At 65.4% G+C, this 7,661-nt stretch carries 2 protein-coding genes; one reads left to right on the top strand and one right to left on the bottom strand.

Annotated elements, in window-relative coordinates; genetic code table 11:
• Positions 1-1,224: 1,224 nt before the first annotated feature.
• Complete coding sequence (locus tag AB0M99_RS32560; protein WP_365926896.1) at positions 1,225-5,223, bottom strand: polymorphic toxin-type HINT domain-containing protein; 3,999 nt, start codon at positions 5,221-5,223, stop codon at positions 1,225-1,227.
• 505 nt (positions 5,224-5,728) lie between these two features.
• On the opposite strand from AB0M99_RS32560, the gene AB0M99_RS32555 reads away from it, so the two are divergent.
• Positions 5,729-7,654, top strand: coding sequence for an FG-GAP-like repeat-containing protein (locus AB0M99_RS32555; protein ID WP_365926894.1), 1,926 nt, complete (start codon positions 5,729-5,731; stop codon positions 7,652-7,654).
• The last annotated feature ends 7 nt before the right edge of the window (positions 7,655-7,661 follow it).

Raw genomic sequence — 7,661 nt, 5'->3', positions numbered from 1 at the left:
ACGACAGCCCTCCGCCCCTACGAGCGGCCACTGACCATCCTCGGACTCAACTGACCTGCACCAACGCACGATCAACGAACTTTGCAATCGCCCTGGTCTCGACATGCAGTTCACAATTCCCGCTGGTCAGGACTGTGAGAGCCGTGTCGAAGCAGAGGCGGGTAACCACTCGACCCAGAAGGTTCAGGTTCGTGCCTGCCATCAGGATTCATCGGGATGTGCGTATCCACCTTGGGTCCGGGTTTCCCGTGGAGTCCGATCGGCTTGCCACTCTTGTTGTGGAGGCGAACATAGCCATTCGGGTACCTGCCGGTCGGATCCATCACGCGAACCATGTCGGCCTTTCCGGTCGGCCCAGCTTCTGCCGCACAATTCCCTTTCCGTTGTCAGCGCGCCGCTCTATCCAACCGTCATCGACGTCAGCGGGACACAGGCCAAGACTGATTGCGGTAGGGCATGGTGTCGAATTGTGAACGACGACCGGCGTGGCGCCAGCGAGTACATATAGTACGTGTGCTTGCCGGACGGGTGTCACCTGTAGTTTCGGCTGGTCAACGAATTCCTGCCGGTCCGTGGGTGTGCGTGGAATTATCGTGATGCGCACCCGTGTTGCCGCAGCGGCAGCGTTTCCATCAATCGACCCAGAAGGGTCTGCCGGAAGTATCTCCGGCAGACCCTCCGTCTTTCATCTTCTGTGATTACTAACCTCGTCGATGCGAGAATTGTCCCAACTCTGCACTCCTTGGTGGCCCCCAGGTCAGCGCGTCGGTACCGGTCGCACATACAAAGGCTCCGAAGGAAACGATGAGCCGTCCATGCACTGTGAGCGGATCCTCGTCACTCCCTACTGGTCAAGGTGGCTGACTAAGGAGCTCCTATCCGTAGGAATTCACCATAGATTCGATGCAGTAGAACTGCATATCGATAGTGGGCCTCGGCAGCTTCTCGCTGCTCCGGGGTTGCGCCTTGGCTGAATCGCGCCAGGCGAGAAATGAGCCCTTCAAGCAAACCTATGACGTCTCCCCGGGCCGGCCTGAATATCCCTTCGTCGACAAAAAGGATAGCCTGGGTCACATGTTCGTCGGCGAGGGCTAGGTCTCCATGAATGAGTGCCAGGTTCTCGCCTGCGTGCAACAGATTCTGGCCGCGGCGTAGGACGGGGAACGGCAAGCGCCGCCAGAGAGCGTAGTCCTCCATGAAATCCGACATCGACTCATCCTCTCATTAGCCGGCGCCATACCAGAAGGACACGGCTTTGCCGTCGGGGCCAATGATCCCGCCTCTACCCGTCTGGGGGTCCACGTATTTTATGCCACGCGACAGGTCCACCAGCTCCTCCAAGCTGGCGTTGAGCCCTCTCTTCCCTCCTGGCTGGGCAATGCCCGCCGCCCAGTCTTTCGCGTCCTGGAGGTACTGCTCACGTGTGATACTGCGCGCCTTTGCGTGCTTATCCCAGTGGTATTCGAACTGATCCTGAGAGGATCTGCCGCTGGGGTTATAGAAGACGTTGTCGATTTCCTCGGTGCACAATCCTGCATTGTGCACCAGCACGGGCACTGTACCGGCCAGCACATAGTACGTGTGCAGGTCGCTGATGCTGAGGTTGTAGGCGGACTGGAGGGTCTTCCGGTGACGGACTGCCGAGATCCTCGCGCCGTCGGCATCCGGTGTTCGGAGCGTGTCGCCGGGGGTGAGGTCAGCCGCGTCGGTCCAGGTCCTGGTCTCCTCGGACCAGAAGGGGTGGTGGTCCGTCGTGGTGATGGTCTCGTCACCGGCCAGGGTGATGTCGGTGAAGTCGCGGTCGTCGGGGGTGTAGATGGTGTCTTGGACTCGCCGCGGCCCCTGTGTCCCGGAGTCCGGATCCGCAGCTAGCACTAGGTCGCCGACCTTGATCTGCTCGATCGGAAGTGTCGAACCGTCTCCCATGAGCACTCGCGTACCGGCGGGGAAGCTGTTCTTTCCTACCTCGCACCGGCGGGCCTTTTTTCGCAATTCTGCAAGCTTTTCGAACAGTTCCCTAGCCTTGGGGCCGAGCTTGTCAGCATATCGAGCCCATTTCGCCGGGGTTGTGAACCAACCGACGAATGGGAGCATTGAGGCGCATGACAGTGCGGCATCTTCCCACATTCCCTTGCCGCCGGTGGGCCAGAACTGGTCTATCGTCCCTTCGGTGGCATACGTCACGCAATTGATGCCATCTGCAGGCTCTCCGAGGCCGGGTATCATTCCGAAAATGTCGACTTGGGCGTGCTTGAAGTCGATTTCGAATCTAAGATCGTCCGTGAATATTCCTCCTGCGGCTAGGGCGACCTTCAGGGGGGAGGGGAGCCAGGATGGCCAGAATTTGTTTCTTTGATATTCGCCCGCTTTGAAGTCGAGCTGTTCCTGGACTGTTGCGAGGAATTGGTCTACCTGGTGGCGGGCGATGGTAGCGCGGTATTTGTCTTGGGCTGCGCTGGCGCTCATGCCGGCGTCGAGGGCTGAGTTGCGGGCGGATTCGGCTGCCTTGTAGGCGCTCGCGGCGTATCCGGTGGAGGCGACGGCGCTTGCGTGGGCCGATGCAGCCGAGTCGTCAGCGCGGCGGGCGCTGCGGGCGGCCTGTGCTTCTGCCTTGTGCGCGTTGGCGGCTGAGAGGGTGGCATCGGCAGCGGACTTGTCTGCGCGGTCGGCTGAGTGCTTGGCCTGGGTTGCGTAGTCGTTGGCCTGACTGGCGTATGTGTTTGCCTTCTGGGCGTGGCCGGCAGCCTGGTCGGCGAAGCCCTGGGCTTCGGCTGCGGCCTTGGCGGCCTCGTAGGCGTTCTTGTAGGCGGTGGCCGCGATGCCGCTGGCCTGCGCGATGATTCCCTGGATCTGGGCTACGTGTGCTGCGGTCAGCTGGTCTTGGCGTTGGGCACGGTAGTGGCCGGATTCGATGAAGGTGATCAACTGGCTGTCGGGACTTGCCATCGCGGCTTGTACTGCGGCCTTGACCTCGGGGCCGCCGCCGTCGGCGAGGCGGACCGCCTGGACGCGGTAGTCCTCGATCCGTGCCTGGTGCTGATTGGTGGTCAGGAAGTCGGTGAGAGCCTTGGGGTTGTCGTCGATCTGGGCAGCCCTGGCGGCTCTCTTGACTCCGTCTCCGCCCGCATCGGCGATGCGGGTGACCTCGATGCGCTGGTCAGGGGCCGCGGCCTCGTACTGGCCGTTGGTGAGGAAGGCACGGATCTGGGTTGTGTCGCCCTTCAACGCGGTGGCTGCCGCAGGACGTACGCCTTTGTAGGGAGAGTCCTGCGAGAGGCGGTTGACCTGTTCGCGTTCGTCTTGTTCCTGTGCTGTCTTCCAGCCGGTGCGGGCGTATTCCACGACGATCGCGGTGTCACCGGTAAGGGCCGCCTCGGCTGCGGCAAGGCTCCATGAGCCGCGGGACTGCATGGCCGTGAGGGCCATTCTGCGTCCGGCGACGGCAATCTGCGTGGCGTCGGCACCGGGCTGGGCCGCTTGCTCGGCGAGTTTGGCGAAATCGGTATCGAGTTTGGCGGCTTCCTGCTGAAGGCGGGCCACTTCGGCCTTGACGAGGTTGGCTGCTTCGTCTGCGTCTCGGGCCTGGTTGACCATCGCTTTGGTGCGGGCCGCGACTTCCTCGGCTTCGGTCTTGCGTGCCGTCTCCTGGATGCTCTGAGCCCTCTTGACCGCTGCGGCGGCTTCGTCGGCCGAGCTGAGGGCCTGCGCGGCGTTGACTTTGGCCGCATCGGAGGCCGCTTGGGAATTGCCAGCGTGATCGGCTGCCCTGCGAGCGGCCTCGGCCGCGCTGCGGGCATGGCCGGCGGCGGAGCGGGCCGCGTCACGTGCCTGACGTGCGGCACGCGCGGTATCGGCGGCGTTGGCCTGGGCGGCGGCGGAGGCGCGCTTGGCCTCTGCGGCGTGGCGGCGGGCGGACGCTGCTGCCGCTCGTGCATCTTCGTCGCTGAGGCCTGCTCGTTTGGCCCAGTTGCCGGAGGACTCCGCCAGGTCGGCGGAGGCGGTCATGTCGTTGATCGCCTGGATCGAGGCCGCCAGAGCTGCGTCGGCCTGTTCGACCACTTTGGCCGTGGCCTCGGCCGAGTCGGCTATCTCCTCTGCCTGGCCGGCAGCGGCATCGGCGTCGGCCGCTGCCTTCGCGTCGACCTTGCCTTTGACGGCCGCGTTCCACGCCTGAGTGGCGGTCTGGGATGCGTGAAGTGCTGCGTTGGAGGCGTTGTGGGCTGCGATTGCTGCGGTCTGTGCGGCTGCGTTGGCTGCGCGTGCTGCGGCTATGGCGGACTTGGCGGCAGCAGCAGCGCGGCGGGCGGATTCGGCAGCCCGCCGGGATGCGTCCGCGGCCTTGGCGGCGTCGGTCTGGGCGGCCTCGGTCTCGGCTGCGGCCTTGGCGGTCTCCGCCTTGGCCAGGCGTGCTGAGTTCCTGGCTTTCTCCGCCTCATCGACGGCGTTTCCCTTGGCCTTCTCGGCTGCCGAGCCGGCATCTGCGGTCTGCTTGGCCAGGTCGGCGATAGAGGCGTGCTCCTGGTCTTGGGCCCGGGCGATGTGCTGGCCGAAGACGAGGAAGTCGCGGACATCCTCGATCCCCGTCTTGAGGGCCTGGGCAGCCGCGCGCTTGGTGGCGGGGCCACCCGCGTCCGCGATCTGGACGACGCGGACCCGGGCGTCGTCGTCGCGCTTCTTGTACTGGCCCTCGCGCAGAAAGTCCTCGACCTGCTCGAGGGTGCCGTGCATCGCGATGCTGCCGGCCTCCTTGACGCCTCGGCCTCCGGCGTCCATGGCCCGTGCCGTCTCGACCCGTTCGTCGTCGGCGAGTGGCTGCTTCCAGCCATCCTTCATGAACGCGGCCAGTTCCTGCGGCGTGCCTTCCAGGGCCTTCGCAGCGGCCTTCCTGAGGCCGGGGCCCGCGTCGGTGACGAGTCTGAGGGCAGCCTCGCGCAGGTCTAGTTCTTCTGCGGCCTTCTGGCCGCTGGCCAGGTACTGGCGGACCTGTTCGTCACTTCCGACCAGTGCGGCTCCAGCTGTGGACTTGACAGTGGGGCCGCCGGTCTTCCAGTTCTGGAGGACCTGTTCTCGTTCGCTCAGCGGCAGGGCGCCCTCTGCGGTGGCAGGTGCCGAGGACATCAGACTTGCGAGCAGGGCCAGGGGCAGCAGACCTCGCGCGGCGCTTTTGGCGCCCGCGATTCCTCTGCCGCTGGCTCGGGCCCACCAGTTGCGGTTGTGACGCACGAAAGGGTTCCCTTTGCTGGTTCGTGGGAGCCGTGGTGCGTGCGCGGAGAACCCTTCGACGGGCCTGGCTTCGTTGCCGCTCGGCGCACACCGAACGAGCCTGGCACCCTCTGCGATTCGGCATTCCCAGGCCGAAGACGGCAGGCCCGTTCCCGGGCTCGGCCCGGAACGACGCTACTTGATCACAGGTATGGATCGGCTGCGCCCAAGGATGGTTGTAGAGAAGCCTTTCGTCTTGACGACTTCTTTACTTTGAGTGGCTGGCCAGGGGAATGTTCCGCCCCCCTACGTAGCGGTTCCATCGTGCGTCTATTCTGCTCGGCGGCCCCAGGCGATCATGTCCGGCCGCAACCCGCAACCGCGCGGCATGGTTTCACCTCTCCTCACGCCCTCCCGCACCGGCGGTGAAGGGCCCCGTTTCGAAAGCGAACCAACATCAGTGCGCATACGCAGATGGCTGCCCGCAGCAGCCTTGAGTGCGGCCGTCACCATGGGGTGGACCCCGGTGCCCCTGGCTTCCGCCGCTGCAGATACCCCGGCCAATGTCGGCGCCCCCTTCGTAGTCGAAGACGGCACCTACCCGTATAGAGGCGACATCCTGGCCGCTACCGGTGTCAGCCTGGTCGCTGGTGACGGCAACATCACCTACACGAGCTGCTCCGGCCCTCACCAGATCACGGTCTGGGCACGGGACGTCAAGACCGACAAGTCTATGATCTGCTTCGGGGCCGCCGACACGGGCTACCTCGCCGTTGACATCCCGAAGGCCTACCAAATCGAGGCCCTCGGCCGGGATATCAGGGCCGAGATCTCAGTCAACGGGACCACCCAGAGCGTTGACATCCGCAGAGATGCCCTCCCCAAGGCAATCGGTGAGGGCACTTTTGTCGACCCCAAGACGTCCGTCCTGCTGGAGATGCGGGTCACCGGTTCCAGCGCGGTAGCCACTGCACCCGCCGGTGACAACCCGCTGGCGTTCACCGGCAAACTGCGGATCGGCGATACGCGATCCTGCACGGCGACGCTCATCGACCCGCGCTGGGTGGTCACGGCCAAGAGCTGCTTCGCCGACAAGCCCGCCGAGAGCATCAATATCCCGGCCGGCGCTCCCAAGAACAAGACCGTCCTGACCATAGGCCGCGCCGACCTGGCCACCACCGGCGGACACACCACTGACATCGTCGAACTCGTTCCGCGCGACGATCGGGACCTCGTCCTGGCGCGCCTGGCCACCCCCGTATGGAACATCGCCCCCGTCGTGCCCTCGGACACCGCCCCCGCGGCCGGGCAGGACTTCAGCGTCTCCGGCTACGGCCGGACCGAGAACGCCTGGACTCCCACCAGCCTGCATACGGCAACCTTCACCGCCGGCACCACCGACACCACCGGCTTCGACATCGCCGCCAAGACCCCCGCCAACGCCCTCCTGTGCAAGGGAGACGCCGGTTCCCCGGTCGTGCAAACGGTGAACGGCAAGCCCGCGCTGGCCGCCCTGGTCAGCCGATCCTGGCAGAACGACTGCCTCGACAGCACCGAAACGAAGACCGGCGGATACACCACCCGCCTCGACGACCTCGGCCAGTGGATCGATGACCTGCGCTCACGCCGCTCCGCAGCCTCCAACGAGGCCGGCGGGAGCGAGCGGGTGCGGTGGGCCGATTTCGATGGTGACCGCAAGCCCGACTACATCACCATCGCCGACAACGGCGAGGTCAAGGTCTATCTCAACCACGGCGGAGACCCCGCCGGAGCAGGCGGCTGGCAGCCCGTCGGGAAGGTGGCCGGCGGACTCACCACCGACCGCAGCCGCGTACGTCTCGCTGACTTCGACGGTGACGGGAAGGCCGACTACATCGTCATCGACCCGGACGGCTCCGTGTACGTCTACCTCAACCGCGGTGGCGACACCGGCGGAGGCTGGCAGGCCGTTGGCAAGGTCGCCGTCGGGCTGACCAACGACGCCAGCAAGGTCCGCTTCGCGGACTGGGACGGCGACGGCAAGACCGACTACATCGTCCTGAGCGACACCGGGGCCGTCGGCGTCTACCTCAATCGTGGCGGCGACACCGGCGGCGGCTGGCAGGGTGTCGGTACCGTCACCACCGGCGCCACCACCGACCGCACCCGCATCCGGTTCGCCGACAACGACGGCGACGGCAAGGCCGACTACTACATCGTCAAGCCCGGCGGTGGCATCGACCTCTTCAACAACCGCGGCGGCGACACCGGCGGCGGATGGAAGCCCATGGGGCAGATCGCCGTCGGTCTGACCAACGACCACCCCAAGGTCCAGTTCGTCGACTTCGACGCCGACACCCACGCCGACTACATCCTCGGGGACGCCAACAACGGCGCTACCGTCTACTCCTGGAACGGCGGAGACGGCGGCAATGGCTGGAACGGCCTCGGCAAGGTCGCCGGCGGCGCCTGACCGACCC

Source organism: Streptomyces sp. NPDC051183 (assembly GCF_040682455.1).
Lineage (GTDB): Bacteria > Actinomycetota > Actinomycetes > Streptomycetales > Streptomycetaceae > Streptomyces.
Note: the sequence above shows the minus strand (reverse complement) of the source record. Positions and strands in the feature narration are given on the sequence as shown.